Raw genomic sequence first — 22,390 nt, forward strand, 5'->3', positions numbered from 1 at the left:
GGAACGTGCTAGGTGTCTCGCAAGAAGGGGTTGTACGACATGAAAGCAAGTCTACGGCGGCTACATCTCTCTGTCCCAGAATCGTGGAAGACAAGCGTAACCATTCGCCGGTTGCTGTTTCTCTTCCTTGGACTGATGATTTATTTGCCGCTTATGGGAGATGTCCTGCCCAAAACGTTCGATTTAAACGTCAATACCGTAAGCGATGTCACACTGACGGCGCCTGTAACCGTAGAAGATACTGAAGCGACGGAACAGGCGCGAGCCAAAGCGATCAGTGAAGTGCAGCCCGTTTATTCGCGCGATGACACGATTACGATGCATCAGGTAAAGCTCGTCTCATTCATTTACAAGAAAGCGAGTGAGCTGGCGGCCCGTCAGGATATGACTCCAGAAGCCAAGCTGAAAGAACTGAAGGAGAATATCCCGTTTTCTCTATCTGCGGACACCATGCAATCGCTTCTGACAATGCCCGCTCCTGCATTGAACGCAGCGGCTCAGGAAACGAATAAAGTGGTAACGTCCATCATGCAGAAGGGGATTGATAAGAAAACAACCTCCGATCCGGAAGTCATTCAGCAGCTCGTCAATCAGCAGATTGTATTGGTTGATCTTGACAGCAAGTCACGCAAGGTGGTGCGTGAAGTAGCAATGCCGAGCATTGCGCCAAATGTGACGATTAACGAAGAATCGACTAATACGCTTAAGGAGACAGTACGTCGTTCGGTGAAGCCGATTATGATTTATAAAGGGGAAGTATTGGTCGAGAAGGATCAGTACATCTCCGAAGAGGTGTACCGCAAGCTGAATGCGGCAGGTCTTTTGGAGCGCAACGCGAGCAAGCTACCGTTCTTAGGTCTTGCGTTGCTAGTGCTTTTTAGCGTGTTGTTTCTTCGCACGTATATAGCGCAGGCACATCGCAAAATTTATGGAAGCAATGCGCATATTTTGATGCTGTCGCTCATTATTTTCTTAAATATTATTTTTATGAAAATCATGAGTAGTTTCAGTACGATTGACTTTTTCTCACCCGGCTACGTCGTTCCGATTGCGCTCGGTTCGATGCTGATTGCTATTCTTTTGGATACGCAGCTGGCTATTGTTTGTAGCGTTCTGTTCGCTTTTGCCGCAGGGATTATATTCAACTTCGAGAGTTTGCTTCCGGTTGATTTCCGTTATGCACTGTACGGATTTTTGAGCGGTGTTGCCGGTGCGTATTCACTGGGCAAAGCGACCAAACGGACTCGAATTCTTCAGGCGGGATTCTTAGTATCCGCAATGAATGTAGTAGCGATCACCGCGTTGTATCTGTTAGTGTCTTCCACGGGAAGCTGGCGGGAGCTGTTAAACGAATATGCTTTCGGCATGATTAGCGGTTTACTGGCGGCGGTACTGGCCATTGGCCTCCTTCCTTTCTTTGAAGGATTGTTCGGTATTTTGTCGCCGATGCGTTTGATTGAGTTATCCAGCCCGAACCAGCCGCTTCTACGTCGAATGCTGATGGAGACACCAGGCACCTATCATCATAGCATGATGGTAGCCAGCTTGTCAGAAGCAGCGTGCGAAGCTGTAGGGGCAGATGGTTTATTGGCACGTGTTGGCGCATACTATCACGATGTAGGAAAGATGAAGCGTCCGCATTTCTTTATCGAGAATCAGATTAACCGGGATAATCCGCATGATACGCTGGCGCCGGGTCTTAGCAAGCGCATCATTATCGCGCATGTGGAGGATGGTGTGCGTATTCTTGAGGAGAATGGATTGCCGAAGCAGATTATTGATTTTGCCCAGCAGCACCATGGTACGACGTTGCTGAAATTCTTCTACCATAAGGCGGCTAAGGCATCCGATACGCCAATTCCGGAATCTGAGTATCGTTACCCAGGTCCGAAAGCTCAGACACGGGAGACGGCAATTGTAGGCATTTGCGATAGTGCCGAAGCGGCGGTGCGATCGATGTCCCATCCGACACCTGAGAGCATCGAAACTCTGGTGCGTCGCATTATTGCAGACAGGCTTGAGGATGGGCAATTTAACGAATGTGACTTGACTATGCAAGAGCTCGAGTGTGTAGCGCAGACAATCTGTGAGACGCTACAAGGATTTTTCCATAACCGGATCGAATATCCGGATGATAAACAGGTGGCGGTGAAGCAAGCATGAGTATAGAGATAGAATTCATCCAGGAATATGAGCCGGAACTATCTGAAGAACTGCTCGCTCTTCTGCGTCAGGTGCTCGAAGAAGCGGCGCGCACGGAGGAGGTCGAAGGCGAGCTGACGGTAACGTTTGTCGATAATGAACGAATTCATGAGCTGAATCGGGAATATCGGGGAATTGACCGTCCGACTGATGTGCTCTCGTTTGCGATGAATGAAGAAGGTGAAGAAGAGATGGAGATTTTTCTCGATGAGGAAATGGATGATATGCCAAATATGTTGGGTGATGTCATCATCTCCATTCCGAAAGCGCAGGAGCAGGCCAAGGAATACGGACATTCTTTCGAACGGGAGATGGGTTTTCTCGCAGTACATGGTTTTCTCCATCTGAACGGGTATGACCATGAGACGGAGGCGGAAGAGCGTGAGATGTTCGGCCGGCAGGAGGAAATTCTGAATCGGGTGCGCCTTACGCGCGAATAGGCGGGGAGCAATGTGAGAAACAAAAACGAATGGCAACGGTTGAAGCGAAGCTTCCACTATGCTATCTGCGGAATACGCGAGACTGTAAAGACTCAGCGAAACATGCAAATCCATGTTACCGTGGCGTTGCTTGTACTCCTTTTGGGATGGTTTCTGGCCATTCCGAAGGGAGATGTTTTGCTGGTCTTTTTTTCTGTTTTTCTTGTGCTTATTTTGGAGACCGTAAATACTGCAATCGAAAAAGCTGTCGATTTGACGATAGGTGATAAGTTCCATCCGCTGGCAAAATCGGCGAAGGATGCAGCGGCAGGCGCCGTGTTGTTCGGAGCGCTTTTGTCGGTGTTGGTGGGAATCTACGTATTTTTGGAACCGCTGTGGCGGTTTATACAGAACGGGGAAAGAAGGGTAATACATATAGAGGAGCGGGGAGAGATAGCTTTTCTCCTAATCGTCGCACTGATGTTCATCTTTGTTGTCTGGTTGTTAACGGAACGTTTTCGCCCGGAAAAAAAGGAGGAAGATTGAAATGGATAATCAAGCGTTGCTGAAGGAAGCGATGAAAGCGCGCCAAAAAGCGTATACGCCCTATTCCAAGTTCAAAGTGGGTGCCGCTCTTCTGACGAAAGAAGGTAAGGTGTATCATGGTTGTAATGTGGAGAATGCTGCATATTCCCTATGTAACTGTGCGGAGAGAACAGCACTATTCTCTGCATATGCCCAGGGGGATCTTGAATACGAGCGTCTGGCTGTTGTAGCCGATACTCCGGGACCGTGCTCACCTTGTGGTGCATGTCGTCAGGTAATCTCCGAGCTGTGTCCGCCGCAGATGGAAGTCGTGATGAGCAACCTGACCGGAGACACCAAGATTATGACCGTGGCGGAGTTGCTGCCCGGCGCGTTCAATCAGGAGGATTTGAATGGATAACAAAGGATATAAATCAGGATTCGTAGCCATCGTTGGCCGCCCGAATGTAGGGAAGTCAACGTTAATGAACTATATCGTTGGACAAAAAGTCGCAATCATGTCAGACAAACCACAGACGACACGGAATAAAATCCGTGCCGTCTATACATCCGAAGAAGGACAGATTATTTTTCTGGACACGCCAGGCGTCCATAAACCGAAATCGAAGCTCGGCAATTACATGAACCGTATGGTGGAGAATGCACTCCGTGAAGTAGATGTTGTCTTGTTCCTTGTTGACGCGTCAGAGAAGCTGGGACCGGGTGATGAATACATTATCGAGAAGCTGAAAGAAGTGAAAACACCCGTATATCTTGTCATTAATAAAATCGATAAGGTACATCCGGAAGAGCTTCTGCCGTTCATTGACCAATATAAAGAACTATATGCATTTGAAGAAATTGTGCCGGTTTCCGCCCTTCAGGGTAATAATGTAAACCGCTTAATGGAACAATTGCTTTCAAAGCTGCCGGAAGGCCCACAATATTATCCGGAGGATCAAATTACGGATCATCCGGAGCGATTCGTCGTAGCAGAACTAATTCGAGAGAAAATTCTGCATCTGACCCGTGAAGAAGTGCCTCATTCTATCGCTGTTGTCATTGAACAGATGAAACCGAGGGAAGATAACGAGCATCTTATTGATATTTATGCTACAATTTACACAGAACGACCTACACAGAAGGGAATTCTTGTCGGCAAGCAGGGATCGATGATGAAGGAAATCGGCATGCGCGCCAGAGAAGACATTGAGAGGCTACTGGGTACCAAGGTATATCTCAACTTGTGGATCAAAGTAAAGAAAGATTGGCGCAATCAGGAGAATATGTTTAAGAATTTCGGCTTTTACGATGAAGAGTAGCCATGGAACTGGTAAAACTTCCAACGGATAGCGCATTTTGCACCGGGCCATGATAATAATAAAGTTTCGTCACTCATGCTTTATCTTTTCCGAAAGGGTGGATACGAATGATAAAGGAATTTTTCTGGCACTATTTTGCCCAGACCGGTAGTATCGATGCCTATTTGTTGTATACGGAGCATGAAGACGCGTTATTTCCAGAAGAAGGCCTAGATTTTGAGAGCACTGTTGCAGAAGAACCTTCAAATATGAAATAACTATGAGAAGCGCCGATAGAGGAGAATGCACGGATGATTGGAAAAGCGGAAGGGATTGTGGTCCGCACCACTGATTATGGTGAGGCGAACAAGATTTTGACTGTTTATACACGAGAAGCAGGCAAGGTAAGCATGATGGCCCGCGGCGCAAAAAAATCGAAAAGCCGTTTTACAGCCGTATCGCAATTATTTACGTACGGCTATTTTCTTTACAGGGTCGGCTCAGGTATGGGTTCGCTTCAGCAAGGAGATCTCATCAATTCATTCCGGGCTGTTCGAGAAGACTTGACGAAGACAGCGTATGCTGTATACTTGGCTGAACTGCTTGATCGTTTGACCGAAGATAAAGAGCCGAACCAATATTTGTTCGATATGATGCTGTATGCGTTGAAGTGGATGGAGGAAGGAAAAGATCCGGATATTATTGCTCGTCTGTTTGAGATGAAGATGTTATATGTAGCCGGGTGTCGACCTCAATTTGATGTATGCAGGGGCTGTGGTGTCGAGGAGGCGCCATTTTTCGTTAGCATTCACGAGGGTGGCTTCGTCTGCCAATCATGCCAGCGGGATGATCCGTCCTTGATGGCTGTAAGTTCAGGGACGGTCAGAATTCTTCGTTTGCTACAGCATATTAATATGCCCCAGCTTGGTAATGTGAGCGTGAAGCCAGAAACCAAGGAACAACTGCGCTGCGTTCTATACGCATTTTTTGAGGATTGTACGGGATTATATTTGAAGTCGCGGCGTTTTTTAGACCAGATTGAGCAGATGGGGCTAAGCCCTGTATCTGAACAGGCACAGAACGAGAGTTGACAAGTATGGAAATCATCGTTTATATTTATCTACAAAATCCAGTAAATTAAATAATGCGCAATGAAGGAGAAAAGTAGCCAGTCAGAAGTGGACATAAGCGAGTCGGGGATGGTGTAAGCCCGATGGCACAGGCTGGTGAACGGCGCTCCTGAGCGTATATGTATACAAGAGTGGATCGGCTTATGCGTTTGCTGTGAGAGCAACACGCATAGTAAGCCGTTCAAATAGGGTGGAACCGCGGGAATCGAACTCCCGTCCCTATGCCATATGAGCAATCCTCATATGGCATAGGGACGGGAGTTTTTTGATATCTCCTGCACCATCTTTTAATAAAATGAAACTTCACATAGAAGAAAAGAGGTACGATTTATGAATTTCCAGGACATTATTTTGTCGCTGCAAAATTTTTGGGCTAAGCAGAATTGCCTTATTGTACAGCCATATGATGTGGAAAAAGGCGCGGGTACAATGAATCCAATGACCTTCCTGCGTTCCATCGGCCCTGAGCCATGGAACGTGGCATACGTAGAGCCTTCCCGCCGCCCAGCGGACGGCCGCTATGGAGAGAATCCAAACCGTTTATACCAGCATCATCAATTCCAGGTCATTATGAAGCCGTCACCCGACAATATTCAGGAGTTGTATCTGGATAGCTTACGCGGGCTTGGCATTGACCCGTTGCAGCATGATATCCGCTTCGTGGAAGACAACTGGGAATCTCCTACATTGGGCGCATGGGGGCTCGGATGGGAAGTATGGCTTGACGGCATGGAGATCACGCAGTTCACTTATTTCCAACAGGTCGGCGGTATCGATTGTAACCCTGTCGCAGTAGAGATTACATATGGTCTCGAACGTCTCGCCTCCTATATTCAGGATAAGGAAAATGTATTCGATCTAGAGTGGGTTAACGGCTTTACCTACGGGGACGTATTCAAACAGGCCGAATATGAACATTCTAAATATACATTTGAAGTATCAGACGCTAAGATGTTATTTGAGCTGTTCTCTACGTATGAAACGGAAGCGAAACGCTGCATGGAGCAGAAGCTCGTGCTCCCCGCCTATGACTATGTATTAAAGTGTTCTCATGCCTTCAACCTGCTAGATGCGCGCGGTGCAATTAGCGTAACCGAACGTACCGGCTATATCGGCCGCGTACGGAATCTGGCCCGCGAAGTGGCGCACACATATTATCAGGTTCGGGAAGAGCTTGGATTCCCGATGTTGAAGAAGGAGGTCTAAGCTATGAGTAGAACGCTACTTTTGGAGATTGGAACAGAAGAGATGCCAGCTCGCTTCGTTGCGGGCGCATGTGAACAACTAAAAGAAAAAGTAGAGAAATGGTTAAGCACAAACCGTATCTCTTATGGTGAAGTACAAAGCTTTGAAACGCCTCGTCGTTTTGCGTTAATGATTAAAGACGTGAACGAACAGCAGGAAGATATCAATGAAGAGCTGCGCGGGCCGGCAAAAAAAATCGCGATGGATGAAAGTGGCGAGTGGACGAAAGCAGCGCTCGGTTTTGCACGCGGCAAAGGCCTTTCCCCGGATGATTTGTATTTACAGGAAGCAGGCGGCGTAGAGTATGTGTTTGCCCGCAAGCATCAGGCAGGCCAACCTACAATGGATTTGCTGCCGCAGCTCAGAGATATCGTGACAGGTCTTTCTTTCCCGAAAAACATGCGCTGGGGAGCATATGAGCTTCGCTTTGTTCGTCCGATACGCTGGATTGTAGCATTGTTCGGAGTAGATGTAATCGAAATGGAGATTACAGGTGTAGAATCTGGCAAAGGAACGCAGGGACACCGTTTTCTTGGTCAGTCGACGCAAATTGAGAAGCCTGAGGACTATGTAAGCGCCCTGGATGCTCAATATGTATTGGTGGACCCAGAAGAGAGAAAACGCCGCATTTTAGCCCAAATTAAGGAACTGGAGGCGGAAAAAGGCTGGACTGTTCCGATTGATGAAGGGTTGCTGGATGAGGTTATTCATTTGGTCGAGTATCCAACTGTATTGTTCGGAAGCTTTGAAGAGGAATACCTGGAAATCCCACAGGAAGTTCTCGTTACCTCCATGCGTGAACATCAGCGCTATTTCCCGGTACAGAATGATAAAGGTGAGCTTTTGCCTCACTTTATTACTGTCCGTAATGGAGATGCTCGCGATCTGGCGACGGTAGCGCGCGGTAATGAGAAGGTGCTTCGTGCCCGCCTCTCTGATGCCCGCTTCTTCTATCAAGAAGACCAGAAGATGAAGATTGAAGATGCGCTGACCCGCTTGGAGAATGTCGTGTTCCATGAAGAACTGGGTACAATTGGCGATAAAATCCGCCGTGTTCAAGAAGCCGCAGCCGCTATCGGCGATGCTGCGAAGCTGTCTACTGCCGAGAAGGAAAAATTGCAGCGTGCGGCTACCATTAGCAAGTTTGACCTAGTGAGCCAGATGGTGTACGAATTCCCGGAACTGCAAGGTATTATGGGTGAACGCTATGCCCGTCTGGCAGGCGAAGACGAAACGGTAGCGAAGGTGATCTTTGAGCATTATTTGCCACGTTTTGCCGGAGATAGGCTTCCTGAGACGAATGAGGGTGCGGTGTTGAGCATTGCGGATAAGCTGGATACGATTGTCGGCTGTTTTGCAATCGGCATTATTCCGACCGGCTCCCAAGACCCATACGCTCTGCGTCGCCAGGCAACCGGTATTGTACAGATCCTGCTCGATAAACAATTGCCTATTTCGTTGGATGAACTATTCGAGGGTGCGCTCGCCATTTTAGATGGCAAATCGCTTCTAAAACGCAGCAAAGATGAGATTCGGCAGGATTTGCACGAGTTCTTTGCCCTGCGTCTGAAAAATCTGCTGCAAGAGCAGCAGGTCCGTTATGATATTATCGATGCTGTACTGACGGCGGATGCTACTCGTGTAACCGATGTTATTGCCCGCGCCCAGACGCTTATGGATGCAGTAGAGAAAGAAGAATTTAAAGGTATCGTAGAATCTTTCAATCGTGTGAACAACTTGGCGCAAAAAGCGACAGACAGTAAAGTCGACTCTGAACTGTTCGAGACAGAAGCCGAGCGTAATCTGTGGACGGCGTTCGTTGCAGCGAAGCAAGAAGGTGAAGCGCTGCTCGAAGCGAAGGAATTTAGCAAGGCATTGGCCCGTATGGCTAAACTTAAGAACAATATTGATGCGTTCTTCGATAATGTAATGGTTATGGTCGAAGACGAAAGAGTGAAGGCGAACCGTCTCGCACTGCTCGCGTCTATCGCAGTGTTCATCTTCGGATTGGCGGATTTCAGTAAAATCGTATTCGCCTAGCTTTCCCTATCTTTTTGTTTGACCTGCTTTTACAGAAAAAGACTCCGCCTATCTCCTGTTTTTTATATGGCAGGGAGGCGGGGCCTTTTTTTATGGATAAGAAACGATATGTTGTTTCTTCCAAGCGTATCACTTGAAAAAAGGACAAGTAGTAACGTCCATGCGCTTTTCTTGTCCTTTTCCGGTAAAGAAAAATTACTTGCAGGATATGTGCAGGTTTATATAGTATATACTATATATGTAAAAAAACAGGATTTAGTATGTCACGATAAAACTCCGAAACAGGAGGTGAGCAGTCATAGAACTTACGAAGCGCCAGGAACATATTGTAGAGATTGTTAAGAGCGAGGGACCAATTACAGGGGAGCAAATCGCCGAACGGTTATCGCTCACACGTGCGACGCTGCGGCCTGATTTGGCAATTCTGACGATGGCAGGATTTCTGGATGCCCGGCCAAGAGTTGGCTATTTCTATACGGGAAAAGACAGTAACCAGTTGATAAAAGAAGAAGTCAGTCGTAAAATTGTGAAAGACTATAAAGCCCCGCCGATTATCATTAAAGAGTCGAGTTCTGTATACGATGCTATCTGTACCTTATTTCTCGAAGATGTAGGAACGCTGTTCGTCGTCAATGGTAAAGGGCATCTTGCGGGCGTCGTCTCACGTAAAGATTTATTGCGCGCTGCACTGGGCAAGCAGAACCTTGAGGATATGCCGGTCAGCATCATTATGACCCGCATGCCAAATATTATTACCTGTACGCCCGAAGATAGTTTGCTGGATGCGGCGAAGAAATTGATTGACTATCAGATCGATTCGCTTCCGGTTGTGCGCCTGGCGCAAGAGTCGGGAAAGACCGCCTATGAGGTGATGGGACGCGTTACGAAAACGACGATTACGCGGGGATTTGTGGAGTTGGGCAATGAAATAAACGTATAGCGAAGGAGGAAGCATGTTTCCGACATTTCTACAAGAAGCAACGGTTTATGTGGTTTCCGATTCCGTCGGCGAAACAGCCGAGTTTGTGGTAAAGGCCGCGGCCAGCCAGTTTGCGGGCCATTCTTTGCAGGTTCGCAAGTTTCCTTACATAGAAGATGAAGGGACGTTAAATGAAATCGTCCGCGCCGCTGCTGAATCGAATGCGATTATTGCTTATACGCTGGTCATTCCCGCACTGAAAAGTCACATTCGCCAGGCTGCTGCTAAGCAAAATGTGACGGCGATTGATATCATGAGTCCGATAGTCGATGCACTCCAAGGATATTTGAATCAGGAGCCGAGCAACAAGCCCGGCCTTGTCCGCAAGCTTGATGAAGATTATTTCCGCAAAGTGGAAGCGATCGAGTTCGCAGTCAAATATGATGACGGACGCGATCCACGGGGCATCCTGCGCGCGGATGTTATTCTCATCGGGGTATCCCGTACCTCGAAAACTCCGTTATCGATGTATTTGGCTAACAAACGCTTTAAAGTAGCCAACGTGCCACTTGTTCCGGAAGTGGAGCCGCCTGAAGAGCTGTTTCTTGTACCCAAGGAGAAGTGTATTGGCCTCACCATTAATGCAGACCAGCTCAATATGATTCGCGCCGAACGGCTCAAATCGCTCGGTTTAACTGCGGAAGCTAATTACGCCAGCATGGAGCGCATTAAGCATGAACTGGAGTACTCCCGAAAAATCATTGAGAAAGTCGGTTGCCCTGTCCTTGACGTTTCCAATAAAGCAGTAGAGGAAACGGCCAATATTATCATGCAGATGATTAAGCGCAATCGAAAGAAATAAGGAAGACAGAGAGCCAAAGCTTGTTCGTGAAGTTTTGGCTCTTTTTTTTTCGACAACTTTCGAAATTGACAAACTATAAATCATGTGCAGGAAAAACAGTTCGTCATGTAGAATACTACAGGCATGAATAAAAATAAGCCCGAAATATGGGTCGACGCCGACGCATGTCCCGTCAAAAGTATTATTCTTGAGGAAGCCAAACGCTGTGAAGTTTTGGTGAATTATGTAGCATCTTATAATCACCGTTTATCATTGTCCCATCCGCTGGCACGCTCCATTACTGTTGATGCCGGTTATCAATCCGCTGATATGTATATCGCCAACCATATAAGAGCGCGCGACATCGTCATTACTGACGACTACGGATTGGCATGCCTGGCACTGGGGAAGGAATGTTTAGCGTTGGGAACGAGAGGAAAAGAATATACTAAAGATACCATTTCTTTTCTCCTCATGGATCGTCACATCTCACAGCAAGCGGCTAAAGCGGGAGGCAAACGCAAAGGGCCGCGACCGCTATCCAACGAAGAAATCGATCATTTTCGACAAAAGCTGCGAAAACTTTTGTGTAATTTAGAAGGAAATTAAGGGTTTTTGACGAATATTATTATTCCGTTGCCCTTTATGCAACAGGAAAGGCAGAGTAGGAAGTACAGGTGAGAAGCATGGCAGGAAGAATTCCGGAAGATGTCATTGAGCGGGTACGCTCGCAGAACGATATTGTTGATGTTATCGGACAGTATGTTCATCTCAAAAAAACGGGGCGCAATTATTTCGGGCTTTGTCCGTTCCATTCCGAGAAGAGCCCTTCGTTTGCTGTACATCCTGACAAACAGCTCTTTCGTTGCTATGGATGCGGCGAGTCAGGTAATGTCTTTTCTTTCGTAATGAAGGTGGAAGGCCTCGAATTCCCGGAAGCGGTGTATAATCTGGCTCAGCGTGTGGGCATTGATATACCGAGAGAGGAAAGCACCCCCGAGAACGAGAAGGCGCGCAAGCGTAAGGAAAGCATGCTGGCTGCGCATGACCTGGTGGCTAAATTATATCATCATCTTTTGTTGAATACGGACTATGGAGCCCAGGCGCGCAATTATCTCTTGAACAGACAAATGCAACTTGCTACAATTGAAGAGTTTGGTCTGGGGTATAGCCCGGACAGCTGGGATTTTATCACACAGCGTCTCGCAAAAAGAGGTTTTTCGTTATCCCTGATGGAAGAAGCGGGACTCCTAAGTCAAAAAGACAGAAACAGTCGACCGTTTGATCGGTTTCGCGGACGGGTGATGTTTCCGATTCACAATTCTCAGGGACAAGTTGTTGCGTTTGGAGCTCGTACACTAGGGGACGACCAGCCCAAATATTTAAACAGTCCAGAGACACCGCTGTTTAATAAAAGTCATTTGCTCTTTAATCTGCATCGGGCACGAACGCAGATTCGTAAACAACAGGAAGCCGTATTGTTTGAAGGATATGTAGACGTCATTTCTGCGTGGCAGGTGGGCGTGCATAACGGAATCGCTTCCCTCGGCACGTCGCTTACCGAGCAGCAGGCACGCATCATTCGCCGCAACACAGAAACCGTCATCCTATGTTATGATTCGGATCAGGCAGGCATTGAAGCCGCGTTTAAGGGGGCCGATTTGCTGGTGGCGGCGGGATGTACAGTGAAGGTGGCACAGATGCCGCAGGGAATGGACCCGGATGATTATATCCAGCAATACGGCGGAGAACGATTTAAACAGGAGATTCTGCTGAATGCCGCTTCTTTGACCGCTTATCGACTGCAGGTCATTCGCTCGCGGCATACGCTAAATGATGAAACGGAGCGGATGAAGTTTGTTCACGAGGCGCTTGAAGAAATTTCTCGCTTGCCAAGTGCTGTAGAGAGGGATCATTACCTTCGTCAAATCTCCGAGGAGTTCCATCTGTCGCTTGATGCGATGAAACAGGAACAGAAGAAGATCTTTAAACAGCAAAAAAAGGCAGGAAACAGGGATAATCTCAAAGACGGATGGAATAATAGTATAGATAGTAGCAGATCTGTCGCCGAAAAGCCGATGTTGCCCGCATATATTAAATCCGAACAGTATTTGCTGTCGCTCATGATACAAAGCGCTGAGATTGCGGAACAGGTTCAGATGAAGGTAGGTGCCGATTTTGTGGTAGAAGATCATGCCGCTCTGGCAGCACATATCTACCGATATTACTCGGAAGGGTACGTGTCAGACCCAGCACGGTTCATCTCCTTTCTGCAAGATGAAAAGCGTCTGGTAGAGAAAGCATCCGAATTGGCGATGATGGACGTACAGGCTCATCTCCACGCTCCGCGCACCGTAAGCGATTATATCGAACAAGTGGTGAAGAATGCGAAGCGAATGCAGATCGAGCAGTTGGAGAGGGAGCAGCGGATGCATGAGCGAGCCGGGAATACAGCGGAAGCGGTTCGCATCAGCTTAGAGCTTATCCCCTTAAAAAGATCGGTAAAATAAGTGAAGTTGAAGAGTGCCGGAAGGAGGGAACACCATGACTAAAAAAACAGAAAGCAAGCCTGAAATGGAATTAACCCTTGATCAAGTCAAGGACCGGCTGGTGGATCAAGGAAAAAAGCGCGGAGTGCTTACGTACAAAGAAATCATGGAACGCCTCTCTACCTTTGATCAAGACTCGGATCAGATTGACGAGTTCTTCGAATATCTGAACGATCAAGGAATTGAGGTTATTAATGAATCAGAAGACGGGGACGATCATGAAGAAATAATGCCTCAACAGGACGGAGAAGAATCCGAAGACTTTAGCTTTGACGATTTGTCCGTTCCGCCAGGGGTGAAGATTAACGATCCTGTTCGTATGTACTTGAAAGAAATCGGCCGGGTGCCGCTTCTGTCCGCGGAAGAAGAAATTAAACTTGCGAAGCGGATTGAGCAAGGGGACGAAGAAGCAAAACGTCGTCTTGCGGAAGCGAACCTGCGGCTTGTAGTCAGCATTGCCAAGCGCTACGTTGGCAGAGGCATGCTCTTCCTCGATTTGATCCAGGAAGGGAACATGGGTCTGATTAAAGCCGTTGAGAAATTCGACTACCAAAAAGGTTACAAGTTCAGTACGTATGCTACATGGTGGATTCGCCAAGCCATTACCCGTGCGATTGCCGACCAAGCGCGTACCATTCGTATTCCTGTGCATATGGTAGAGACCATTAACAAGCTTATTCGTGTCTCTCGTCAGTTGCTACAGGAATTGGGTCGTGAACCTTCGCCGGAAGAAATTGCAGAGAAGATGGATCTTACGCCCGAAAAAGTTCGGGAGATTATGAAAATCGCACAAGAGCCGGTATCCTTAGAGACGCCAATAGGTGAAGAAGACGATTCACATTTAGGCGACTTCATCGAAGATCAGGATGCACTTGCACCGTCTGATGCAGCCGCTTATGAGCTGTTGAAAGAGCAGCTCGAAGATGTGCTTGATACATTAACCGAGCGGGAAGAGAATGTGCTTCGATTACGTTTCGGACTCGACGACGGAAGAACCCGTACACTTGAAGAAGTAGGCAAGGTCTTCGGCGTCACAAGGGAGCGCATTCGTCAAATTGAAGCAAAAGCGTTGCGTAAGCTTCGTCACCCAAGTCGCAGCAAACGATTGAAAGACTTCTTAGAATAAGTATTGCACCATTGATGATTGTAGACAGCCTGCGTCGCATGTACCGCGTAGGCTTTTTCTTTTTCTCCGCATGGACTCACACGGGAGGTAATATCGATGAAAGAGCAGAGAAAGAAAATCATTACGGCCGAGATTGAATATTGGCGTCGTAGTAATCTTCTTCCGAGCCAATATTGCGATTTTCTGTTAAACCTGTATACGGAAGGTGAGGCCGCTGGCAAGCATGCACGAGATGAAGCAAGCGCCGGAAATGAAGCGCTTCCGGCATTCTCCGTTCCGAGATTCGAGATAAAGTGGCTTGGCGTCGCCTTGCTCATGGTCGTATTGCTGTATCTTGCTTTTCATTTTACCGATTTTACTTTGACAATGCAAATGACGTTGATTGGATTTTTAACCCTTTTATTTTACATTATGGGATTTATGAAGGAAAAAAGCAGTTTGTCGAGTCATTTATTTCTTGGTCTGGCTTCGATGTTGTTGGCGCTTGGCGGGGTATATGCACTGGGATTATACAAGTACCTGCATTCGACCATAGTGCTTTATCTCGGCGCTGCCTGCATAATCTGGTATTTGACGGGCATTCTTGCTGATAAGCGGTACCTTTCCTTTTGTGCACTTCTTGGAGTACAGGGAGTATATGGTTGGTTTGCTTACCACAAATCGTATGATCAGTTTACATGGTGGCAGATGGAAGCGTTCTGGATTCCAATTGCCATGATATTAATTGTACTGGGCTTATTATGGAAACGTCGGCAGGAAAAAACATCGGCCATCCTGCTCTTCAGTGGGATTCTTGCTCTGTTTGGGGCAGAATTGGAGAGCTTTTTCATTCCTGCCGCAGACAAGGATATGCTATTGTATCTTCTCTATCTGAAAATCTTCATCGCTTCGTTTCTTTTGCTCTCGCTCAAGAATTTTTGGTGGGGCTGGTTCAGTGTCCAGCAACCTCTCCGTTAAACCGGTTTCGTACAGAAACCGGTTTTTTTCTTTGGATAAGAAAGGAGATGTCATTGTAAGGGAAGAAAGCGACTGTTTGGCTTCCGTAAGGAAAAAGAATGAGCGAAGGTATCCACGAGTTTTTCTTATTGTTGGAAGGAAATCTTAGTAAAATGTAGAATAAGATAAAAGTATACAATTCTGAAAAGTTAGATCAGTAAGAAATGTAACCGCTTTAATTTGGACCAAAAATTCTGAGCTAGCGCTCAATCATAATTGAAGAAAGGTTGGGAGAGCATGAATTTTACGTTCACCGAAGAGCAACAGATGATTAGAAACCTCATTCGAGATTTTGCGGAGGGCGAGGTGGCTCCAGGCGCAGATGAGCGCGACAAAACTGGAGAATTTCCTTTAGAAGTATTTAAGAAGATGGCGAAGCTGGATTTAATGGGGCTTCCTTTTCCGGAAGAATATGGCGGAGGCGGCGCGGATACGATTAGCTTTGCGATCGTCACAGAGGAACTGAGCCGGGTATGTGCATCAACAGGGATTACGTATTCCGCCCACATATCGCTTGGCGGCGCACCGATTAATATGTTTGGTACACATGAGCAGAAGCAGACATATTTAACTCCGCTGGCGCGAGGAGAGTATTTCGGCGCATTTGGACTGACTGAGCCGAATGCAGGTTCAGATGCGGGCGGTACGCGTACCACGGCTGTTAAAGAAGGCAATGAATGGGTCATTAACGGATCGAAGTGCTATATAACGAACGCCAGCTATGCAAAAGCACTCGCTCTGACGGCTGTAACTGATAAGAGTAAAGGCACGAGCGGCATTACCGCTTTTATTGTACCGACAGATGCGAAGGGATTTTCCGTTGTGTCTGACTACGAAAAGATGGGACTACATGCATCCAATACGACGCAGCTTTTCATGGAAGATGTTCATGTACCACATGAGAATATGCTTGGTTTAGAAGGAAGCGGCTTCAAACAATTCCTTGCCACATTAGACGGAGGCCGTATTGGAATTGGTGCCATGGCGGTGGGTATTGCACAGGGCGCCTATGAAAAGGCGCTTGCTTACGCGAATGAACGGACACAGTTCGGTCAGACATTATCCAAGTTCCAGGCTATCCAGTTTAAGCTGGCTGATATGGCGATGAATATTGAACTGGCACGTAATATGGTTCATAAGGCAGCATGGCTGAAGGATCAGGGACGCAAATTCTCGAAAGAAGCGGCTATGGCGAAGCTATTTGCTTCGGAGATGTGCATGCGTGTCTGCGATCAGGCGGTACAAATTCATGGTGGTAACGGTTATATGAAAGAGTACCAGGTAGAGCGCTTCTTCCGTGACGCTAAGCTTCTTGAAATCGGGGAAGGAACATCTGAAGTTTTGCGTATTGTTATTTCTCGTGAGATTGGCTGTAAATGAAAAATGATGTAAAATTCTGAATAAAGGGGCAAGGGGATATTCCCTTTGCTCTCTTGTTTCATTTCTTCTACATAATCTGAACTGAAGGAGGAATCAGAGTGAGTGAACCGGCAACGATAACAATAGGGGAGTTGTTGGATCAGACAACAGCCAAATTTCCAGAGAAAGAAGCGGTTATCTATCCAGAAGTGGGATTACGTTATACGTTTTCTGAATTTCAAGCAGTTTGCAATCAGGTAGCAAAAGGATTGATGTCCCTTGGTATTAAACCGGGCGAGCATATTGCTATCTGGGCAACGAATGTGCCAGAATGGGTCACAACCCAGTTTGCATCAGCGAAGATAGGAGCCGTGCTTGTTACCGTAAATACGAGCTATCGGGTTCATGAACTGGAGTATCTGCTTCGACAATCCGATTCGACAACATTTCTGTTAATCGATTCGTTCCGTGGCACAAGCTATACCGATATGCTGTACGAGATTTGTCCGGAATTGAAAGAATGCGAACCCGGACAGCTTAAGGCTAAGCGACTTCCTTGCTTGAAGAATGTAATTCTTATCGGTGATGAGCGCAAGCCTGGTATGTTCGCATGGGAGGACATTTTGGAACGTGCAGCAGAAGTATCGGATAAAGATCTGGCGCATGTACAGAATAGCCTGGATGCGGATGATGTCATCAATATGCAATATACATCAGGTACGACCGGGTTCCCGAAAGGGGTTATGCTTTCTCATAAAAATATCGTCAACAATGCGATAAATGTAGCTGCTTGCCAGAACATAACAGAACAGGATCGCATTTGTATTCCTGTTCCGTTCTTTCATTGTTTTGGTTGCGTTATGGGGACGCTGGCAAGCGTGGCAACTGGTGCGACGATGGTACCGATTATTTCATTCGATCCGTTGAAAGTGTTACAGGCTGTGCAAGATGAGAAATGCACGGCACTGTATGGCGTGCCGACGATGTTTATCGCCGAATTGAATCATCCCGAATTCAACACATTCGATGTAAGCTCGTTGCGTACCGGTATTATGGCAGGTTCCCCATGTCCAAAGGAAGTCATGAAGAAAGTTGTGGAGGTCATGGGCGCAAGTGAGATTACGATCGCATACGGTCAGACAGAATCGGCACCGGTTATTACACAGACACGACCTAACGATACGATTGAGCAGCGCGTGTCGACAGTCGGGCGCGTATTACCGCACGTGGAGGCTAAGATTATCGATCCGGCCACCGGTGATGAAATGCTACAGGGTGAGCAGGGAGAGCTATGCACGCGTGGTGTTCATGTAATGAAGGGATATTACAACATGCCGGAACAGACAGCGAAAGCTATCGACAATGAAGGATGGCTGCATACCGGTGATTTAGCGACTGTTGATGAAGACGGATATTACAAGATTACCGGCCGTCTAAAAGATATGATTATTCGTGGCGGGGAGAATGTATATCCGCGTGAAATCGAGGAATTTCTCTATCAGCATCCGAAAGTTCTCGACGTCCAGGTGGTGGGTGTTCCAGATGAGATATACGGGGAACAAATTCTCGCCTGCATCAAAGTCAGAGAACAAGAGGAATTGACGGTTGAGGAAATTAAAGAATTCTGCGATGGCAAAATTGCGCGTTACAAGATTCCACATTATATACAAATCGTTGATGAGTATCCGATGACTGCATCAGGTAAAATTCAGAAATTCCGCTTGCGAGAAAATGCGATCAAAGAACTCGGCCTTGGGATAAAGTGAAACTTCATTCAGTAGGAGCTTCATCCCCACCTGAACGTTCTCGATTTGTCCAAGTCTTGAGGTGAGGGGATTATTGCCCGTTAAGGTGGGATAAAATAACTACTAACGGATAGAGAGATTGCCAGGTGCGCGGCAGTCTCTCTATTTTGCTGGATAAGAAAGCGATATCTACTTTCTTCCCCTGGTATATAGAACTGCCGTTATGTTGTTAAACTTTCCGTGGAAATGGTAATCTAGTAGGGATGGAGTAGATAAGGAGCGAAATGAGCAGATGATTGAAATTTCACAGCGATTACGAACAATTGGAGACATGGTGGAACAAGGACACCGCGTAGCGGATATCGGTTCTGATCATGCCTACCTTCCTACATATCTTATTCAGAAAGGCATTGCATCTGCTTGCATTGCAGGTGAAGTTAACCGCGGACCATGGCAATCAGCTGCACGCCAGGTACGTTCAGTTGGACTCAGCGAGCGTATCGATGTTCGGTTGGGTGATGGACTGGATGTTATTCATCCAGGTGAAGTAGATACTGTGTGCATAGCTGGCATGGGAGGCAGTCTTATTGTTTCTATTCTTGATAAAGGCATTGAGAAGCTTGCAGGTGTAACACAGCTTTTGCTTGCGCCTAATGTAGCATCGCCGCTTGTTCGACGCTGGCTGCTTGAACACGGCTGGCAACTGAGCAGGGAAAGAATTCTTGAGGAAGATGGAGTTATCTATGAAATTCTGGAAGCGATCCCTGGAAATCCGACTCTTCCGTATGAAAATCAGGAGCGTGAACGAGAAGACTTGCTAGAGGTCGGTCCATACTTATGGCAGGAAAACTCTCCCGTACTGCGTAAGAAATGGGAACAGGAGCTTGATAAGCTCCGTTCTGTACAAATTCAGCTTCAACGAGCGAAAAAACCAGAAGCTGAAGGAAAGAAACAGGAAGTAAGTAAAAAATTGGCCTGGATGGAGGAGATGATAGCATGTATGCAAACGGACAAAGAATAATTCAGTATTTTGAAGAGTTCGCCCCTAAGCATTTGGCGATGGAAGGAGATAAAATCGGGCTGCAGGTCGGTACCTTACAGAAAGAAGTTAAGAAAGTAATGATTGCGCTTGATGTGCTCGAAGACGTCGTCGATGAAGCTATTGCAGAAGGCGTGGATTTAATTATCGCACATCATGCTGTTATTTTCCGACCATTGAAAAGTCTACGCACCGATCTTCCGGCTGGCCGCCTGTACGAAAAACTCATTAAGCATGATATCGCCGTATATGTAGCCCATACGAACCTTGATGTCGCTGAAGGTGGAATTAATGATCTGATGGCGGAAGCACTGGGGCTTACTGATGTTGATATCCTGGAGAAATGGCATGAGCAAAAGTTGAAGAAGATTGTTGTTTACGTTCCACTTTCACATGCGGATGCGGTACGTGATGCCATGTCACAGGCTGGTGCGGGCTCGATTGGCCAGTACAGCCATTGTACGTTCGGGGTTCGTGGAACGGGAACATTCATGCCAGGTGAGGGAACCGATCCGTATATCGGCGAACAGGGTAAATTGGAGGAAGTAGAAGAGGTACGGATAGAAACCATTATGCCGGAAGACATTCAGGCACGCGTGGTCAAAGCAATAATAAAAGCCCATCCGTATGAGGAGGTAGCGTACGATATTTATCCGGTAGAACAGGCGGGTGCCACTCTGGGTATCGGACGTATCGGTAAGTTGAAGGAGTCTGTTACACTGCGTGAGTTTGCCGAACATGTAAAAGCAGCATTTGATGTTACTGGCTTACGGGCCGTTGGCAATCTTGATACAATGGTCCAGAAAGTGGCTGTGCTCGGCGGAGACGGAAACAGTTTTGTTTCCAAGGCGATGTTCCGGGGAGCCGATGTTCTAGTAACAGGAGATATTTATTATCATACGGCTCACGATGCAATGGCAGGTGGACTGTCGATTATCGACCCCGGCCATAATATTGAAAAAATCATGAAACAAGGTGTCAAGAATGTGCTTGATAAACGGATCGAACAAGATAAGCTGGATACGAAAATCATTGTATCCAAAGTGAATACAGATCCGTTTACGTTCTTATAAGTTTTACTTTATAGAGGATGATCAAAAAGTCCAGGAAACAGAACGGCGAATTTCTTCGTTGCGTTGCCCCTCCGCTGCTCACGTAGTCTTCCCCTACGCTCCGCTGCTCGGGTCTGCCGCGTCTTGAACTTCACCGCTCTGTCTGTCCTCCTTTTGAACAATCTCTTATAGAAAAAAAGACAGGTGAGCAGGAGAGAGATGAAGATGACGGAAGCGAGAAATCTATTGGAATGGCATCAGGCCAAGGAGAAGGGAGCGGCAGCACAAAGAGAGCTGGATGAATGGAGGGCACGCGAGGAGGAGCTTGCCGTAAGGCGGAAGGAAGCAGAATTGAAAGTCAAGCAAATCGGCACACCAGCGGAGACCGATATCGATAATCAAATTGCCCTCAAGCTGGCACAGCAGGAATTATGGCTTGTTGATAAAGATACAGAGCGTTTCATGGAAGAAAGATTCGAGAAAGAATTCGCCTTACGTGAAAGCAAACATGAATGGGATGTAAAAGCTGCTGAGCGGGAAGCAGTCCTTAGCAGGGAAGCGTTGGAGCTGTACTACAGAATCGGGGAGAATATTCCGAATCCGGTCGTGGAAGTGAAGCGTAGGTCCTGCATGGGATGTTTTCTCCCGCTATCGGTAGTGAAAATGGAAGAATGGCACAAAGGAAAAACGCTCGTTACGTGCGACGAATGCGGTCGTATTCTTGTGTAAACTCCCGGTTGAATAATCTTCTCGCAATTAGTAAAATAATACGAAAAACAAAAAAATGTACAAAAAGGCTGACATCTTTTTGGGGCATGGTATAATACTCATAATGCTTATTTTACTGGCATAATGGAAACAATGTAAAAGAACAACCGCGAGGGGAAAAGAGGATTTACTTTGTTATCAAGCCATTTAGATCATCGTTTGGAGAAGAAGTTTAAGGAACTATACGAAATCCATTTGGAGCGGTCACGTAAAATCGACTGGAGCTACCACGAATTTTTGCCATGGGATAAAGGACAAGATTTCCGTCGCGTTCCGTATGCGCCTGATCAAGGTAATTTGCCGGACAGCCTCCGTATTGCCGTAGAAACGGCATTGTTGACGGAAGTGAACTTGCCATGGTTTACCAGCTATTTAAATGATACATTCAGAGGTTCATTCTCTGTAATGCATGATTTTATCCATACATGGACCGCGGAAGAAGATCAGCATTCAAGTCTGCTTGAAACTTATCTGTTGCTGACGCGTAACGTTGATCCACATCGTTTGCACGAACTGCGTAAGGAAACTGTAGAGCATGGCTGGGTGGGTAATTTCACTACACCTTTGGAAACGCTGGCATATACTACGCTGCAGGAACTGGCGACAATGGTGTTCTATAACAATGTAGCCCGCGTCGCAAGGGAGAAAGATCCTGATTTGGCAACCCTTTTGCGTCGTCTTTCCAAAGATGAAGTTCTGCATTATGCTTTTTATCGGGATGCGGTGAAAGCGCACCTGGAAGTGGATGAGAATTATATATACCATATCGCTGACGTTATGATTAAATTTACAATGCCGGGTGCCGTCATACCGGATTACGATGAACGTATGAGCGTAATTGCTCGTGAAGCGTCGTACGGCCCGATTGAATATTTCGATCAAGTGTTTGACGTGCTCGTAGATTACTGGCATATCCAACATATACGTCCGAGCATGCCGGAAGCCGAAGCGGCCAGACAGCGCGTGCTGAAGCACTATGACCGTTTAAAAAGAGTATGTGCCCGTCTGCGCGCCGCCAAAGCACGCCCCTAATGATGAATGCTACGCCCGGAATGTATCCGGGCTATTTTTTATGTGGAGAAAGACCGAGCGGTAATGCTCGCGCGTTTTTCTTGCTCACTTCCAGACTTCTAT

General features: G+C 46.9%; 22 protein-coding genes. 21 read left to right on the plus strand and 1 reads right to left on the minus strand.

Features of this window, described 5'->3' with window-relative positions; all coding sequences use genetic code 11:
* Positions 1 to 39: 39 nt before the first annotated feature.
* From AF333_RS07915 to AF333_RS08000, 19 genes are all read left to right on the plus strand, one after another.
* A complete protein-coding gene (locus AF333_RS07915) occupies positions 40 to 2,163 on the plus strand; it encodes an HD family phosphohydrolase (protein ID WP_043065610.1) in 2,124 nt (707 codons plus the stop codon).
* Positions 2,160 to 2,642 carry an rRNA maturation RNase YbeY gene (gene ybeY / locus AF333_RS07920; RefSeq protein ID WP_043065611.1) on the plus strand — a complete coding sequence of 161 codons (483 nt, stop codon included), beginning with the start codon at positions 2,160 to 2,162 and terminating at the stop codon, positions 2,640 to 2,642. The genes AF333_RS07915 and ybeY overlap by 4 nt, the downstream gene beginning before the upstream one ends.
* A 12-nt stretch (positions 2,643 to 2,654) precedes the next feature.
* Positions 2,655 to 3,167, plus strand: coding sequence for a diacylglycerol kinase (locus AF333_RS07925; protein WP_074714954.1), 513 nt, complete (start codon positions 2,655 to 2,657; stop codon positions 3,165 to 3,167).
* A gap of 1 nt (position 3,168) precedes the next feature.
* Positions 3,169 to 3,567, plus strand: a complete 399-nt coding sequence (locus AF333_RS07930; RefSeq protein WP_043065612.1) for a cytidine deaminase — start codon at positions 3,169 to 3,171, stop codon at positions 3,565 to 3,567.
* On the plus strand, positions 3,560 to 4,468 hold the full coding sequence (era, locus tag AF333_RS07935; protein ID WP_043065613.1) for a GTPase Era: 909 nt from the start codon (positions 3,560 to 3,562) through the stop codon (positions 4,466 to 4,468). Before AF333_RS07930 ends, era begins: the two co-directional genes overlap by 8 nt.
* A 107-nt stretch (positions 4,469 to 4,575) precedes the next feature.
* Positions 4,576 to 4,725: a YqzL family protein gene (locus AF333_RS31595; RefSeq protein WP_080787700.1), complete on the plus strand. Its 150-nt coding sequence runs from the start codon at positions 4,576 to 4,578 to the stop codon at positions 4,723 to 4,725.
* 33 nt (positions 4,726 to 4,758) lie between these two features.
* A complete protein-coding gene (recO, locus tag AF333_RS07940; RefSeq protein WP_043065614.1) occupies positions 4,759 to 5,538 on the plus strand; it encodes a DNA repair protein RecO in 780 nt (259 codons plus the stop codon).
* A 369-nt stretch (positions 5,539 to 5,907) separates the two neighbouring features.
* Positions 5,908 to 6,783 (plus strand): glycine--tRNA ligase subunit alpha, encoded by an 876-nt coding sequence (gene glyQ, locus AF333_RS07945; RefSeq protein WP_043065615.1) that lies wholly within the window; start codon positions 5,908 to 5,910, stop codon positions 6,781 to 6,783.
* Between the two features lie 3 nt (positions 6,784 to 6,786).
* Complete coding sequence (gene glyS / locus AF333_RS07950; protein ID WP_043065616.1) at positions 6,787 to 8,862, plus strand: glycine--tRNA ligase subunit beta; 2,076 nt, start codon at positions 6,787 to 6,789, stop codon at positions 8,860 to 8,862.
* Between the two features lie 298 nt (positions 8,863 to 9,160).
* Positions 9,161 to 9,802, plus strand: a complete 642-nt coding sequence (locus tag AF333_RS07955) for a helix-turn-helix transcriptional regulator (protein ID WP_043065617.1) — start codon at positions 9,161 to 9,163, stop codon at positions 9,800 to 9,802.
* Between the two features lie 13 nt (positions 9,803 to 9,815).
* Positions 9,816 to 10,643, plus strand: coding sequence for a pyruvate, water dikinase regulatory protein (locus tag AF333_RS07960; protein ID WP_043065618.1), 828 nt, complete (start codon positions 9,816 to 9,818; stop codon positions 10,641 to 10,643).
* A 123-nt stretch (positions 10,644 to 10,766) separates the two neighbouring features.
* Positions 10,767 to 11,231 carry a YaiI/YqxD family protein gene (locus AF333_RS07965; protein ID WP_043065619.1) on the plus strand — a complete coding sequence of 155 codons (465 nt, stop codon included), beginning with the start codon at positions 10,767 to 10,769 and terminating at the stop codon, positions 11,229 to 11,231.
* Positions 11,232 to 11,308: 77 nt separating this feature from the next.
* The gene (gene dnaG / locus AF333_RS07970) at positions 11,309 to 13,132 is read left to right on the plus strand and encodes a DNA primase (protein WP_043065620.1); all 1,824 of its coding nucleotides are present in this window, start codon (positions 11,309 to 11,311) and stop codon (positions 13,130 to 13,132) included.
* Between the two features lie 34 nt (positions 13,133 to 13,166).
* The gene (gene rpoD, locus AF333_RS07975) at positions 13,167 to 14,297 is read left to right on the plus strand and encodes an RNA polymerase sigma factor RpoD (protein WP_043065621.1); all 1,131 of its coding nucleotides are present in this window, start codon (positions 13,167 to 13,169) and stop codon (positions 14,295 to 14,297) included.
* Between the two features lie 96 nt (positions 14,298 to 14,393).
* Complete coding sequence (locus tag AF333_RS07980; protein WP_043065622.1) at positions 14,394 to 15,254, plus strand: hypothetical protein; 861 nt, start codon at positions 14,394 to 14,396, stop codon at positions 15,252 to 15,254.
* A 276-nt stretch (positions 15,255 to 15,530) separates the two neighbouring features.
* Positions 15,531 to 16,673, plus strand: coding sequence for an acyl-CoA dehydrogenase (locus AF333_RS07985; protein WP_043065623.1), 1,143 nt, complete (start codon positions 15,531 to 15,533; stop codon positions 16,671 to 16,673).
* 98 nt (positions 16,674 to 16,771) lie between these two features.
* On the plus strand, positions 16,772 to 18,418 hold the full coding sequence (locus AF333_RS07990; RefSeq protein ID WP_043065624.1) for an AMP-binding protein: 1,647 nt from the start codon (positions 16,772 to 16,774) through the stop codon (positions 18,416 to 18,418).
* A 271-nt stretch (positions 18,419 to 18,689) separates the two neighbouring features.
* The gene (locus AF333_RS07995; protein WP_043065625.1) at positions 18,690 to 19,418 is read left to right on the plus strand and encodes a tRNA (adenine(22)-N(1))-methyltransferase; all 729 of its coding nucleotides are present in this window, start codon (positions 18,690 to 18,692) and stop codon (positions 19,416 to 19,418) included.
* Positions 19,394 to 20,509 (plus strand): Nif3-like dinuclear metal center hexameric protein, encoded by a 1,116-nt coding sequence (locus AF333_RS08000; protein ID WP_043065626.1) that lies wholly within the window; start codon positions 19,394 to 19,396, stop codon positions 20,507 to 20,509. Before AF333_RS07995 ends, AF333_RS08000 begins: the two co-directional genes overlap by 25 nt.
* 8 nt (positions 20,510 to 20,517) lie before the next feature.
* Here the strand turns inward: AF333_RS08000 and AF333_RS36720 are convergent, their stop codons facing one another.
* On the minus strand, positions 20,518 to 20,643 hold the full coding sequence (locus AF333_RS36720) for a hypothetical protein (protein WP_255322193.1): 126 nt from the start codon (positions 20,641 to 20,643) through the stop codon (positions 20,518 to 20,520).
* Between the two features lie 70 nt (positions 20,644 to 20,713).
* Between AF333_RS36720 and AF333_RS08005 the strand changes: the two genes are divergently transcribed.
* Entirely contained in the window at positions 20,714 to 21,217 is a 504-nt protein-coding gene (locus tag AF333_RS08005; RefSeq protein ID WP_043065627.1) for a C4-type zinc ribbon domain-containing protein, read from the plus strand.
* A 171-nt stretch (positions 21,218 to 21,388) separates the two neighbouring features.
* Positions 21,389 to 22,288, plus strand: coding sequence for an acyl-ACP desaturase (locus tag AF333_RS08010; RefSeq protein WP_043065628.1), 900 nt, complete (start codon positions 21,389 to 21,391; stop codon positions 22,286 to 22,288).
* The last annotated feature ends 102 nt before the right edge of the window (positions 22,289 to 22,390 follow it).

Origin of the sequence: Aneurinibacillus migulanus (assembly GCF_001274715.1) — a bacterium.
Taxonomy (GTDB): Bacteria; Bacillota; Bacilli; order Aneurinibacillales; family Aneurinibacillaceae; genus Aneurinibacillus; species Aneurinibacillus migulanus.